General features: G+C 44.1%; 1 protein-coding gene. It reads right to left on the reverse strand.

The genetic code is table 11. The features are described from left to right. Window positions 1-143 precede the first annotated feature (143 nt). On the reverse strand, window positions 144-1,433 hold the full coding sequence (locus CIK99_RS09500; RefSeq protein ID WP_094381291.1) for an IS1380-like element IS614 family transposase: 1,290 nt from the start codon (window positions 1,431-1,433) through the stop codon (window positions 144-146). Window positions 1,434-1,570 lie beyond the last annotated feature (137 nt).

A 1,570-nucleotide genomic window follows, 5' to 3' on the forward strand; every position in this document is an offset into this window, starting at 1 on the left:
GCAATCTCAATTGCAGTAAAGAGCTTGAACACTATGCATCATGATAGTATGAGCGTGAATTTTGTCCGATTTGTGCATACCTTCCCCTTACCCCACAATGCGACTTGAGGCAATACGCAGATTAAAACCATAAGGAACGGACTTTATCCGAATCCAGTTTTGAAAGGTCTTGCATAAGCCCGGTTTTCAGTATAGATATTCAGCACGTATTGCCTTGCTGTCATGATCCACTTGGCAGGTACGGAGATGAAGCTGAAGACAAAAGCCTTTATGCGACTCGTTTCCTTGAGCCCGAAAGCCTTGGTGTCAAGCTTGCTAATGATGGTCTTATAGAAATTGTGTATCAATGCCGTAAGCAGAAGGAATACGGTGTTCTCTGACATGAACGACTTGGGGAGCCTGTTCCAGCCGAATCCGTTGTTCATATCATCGAATATACGCTCTTTGCCCCCACGCTTGTTGTAAAATTCGACGATGTCTCTTGTTGATGAGTCATAATCGTTGGTAAGAATGCATCTGTAGGTGTATTCACCTTCCCACAAGTCAAGCTCTCCATCCATGCGCTTTTGTCTCTGAATGACAAGACGATAGCACTTGCCTTCCCATTTCTCAACAAGAATGGAATTGAGTTCAAACTGGATGCCGTTGATTTCCTCCGTCTTCCATCCCCTCAGTGAAAACAAGTCATCGTAGAGCGAACTGCATCTGTTGGCGCGGATGTAGAAGTGCGTGCAATGCTTCTCTATCTCACTGACAATTTCCTTCGAGCACGAACCACAGTCGGCTCTGAAGCGATTCACACGGATGCTGTTGGCTTCCAGTAGGGCAAAGAATCTCTTGTGGGTCTCAGCCTGATAAAAGCGCACATTTGTGTTGCCATCGCTGTTCTCGACATAGACAATCATGTCACCGATGACATATACGCCAGGTCTGTAGCCGAGGAACTTCTTGTATGTCGGTTTTGCATCATACTTCTCTGTTTCAAGGAACTGATGGTCGAAATCAACATCGTAGGTTTCCACCTCATTCAGTTCACCAGTGGAAACCAAGGCTTTTATAAGCAAGGCGTTGAGCTTGTCTGCCGTATTGAAATCATAGGTCTTGCCCTTATCGGAAGTATATGAGATGTTTTCCTGTGTCAGTTCCTTGATGGCTCTGAGGATGGTATCAGAGCTGCATGTGCGCAAGGTCGGATGATACGAGAGATGACGCATCAGATGCGATGTTACATCCTCCACGCATGAACCGCCACAGAAGTATACGCTCATCAGAGAACGAATAATTTCGCTGTACTGGTATCCGATGATACTGCGGCATCTCTGACCAAGTGTCTGGTCGATAATAGGTGAAAGCATGGAGTCAAATTGCTCCATGATTGAAAAAATTCCTCCAAAAGGTGTGAGTTTTTCAGATTTTATTTGTACCTTTGCCATGTCTTGTTACGATTTACGCTTGTTTTGATTTGCAACACTAAGATAAGTGAAAAATCTGACATGGCAAAATCCTGAGCAACTTTTTGTTGCTCAGGAACTTATAAATAAAGTTAAATCAAAGTGTTGCGGAATTAAGG

The organism is Prevotella sp. P5-92 (assembly GCF_002251245.1).
In the GTDB taxonomy this organism is placed as follows: Bacteria; Bacteroidota; Bacteroidia; order Bacteroidales; family Bacteroidaceae; genus Prevotella.

What these genes read in the sequence shown, in the direction of transcription:
- CIK99_RS09500 (WP_094381291.1), bottom strand. Translation starts at nt 1,433, where the DNA reads ATGGCAAAGGTACAAATAAAATCTGAAAAACTCACACCTTTTGGAGGA.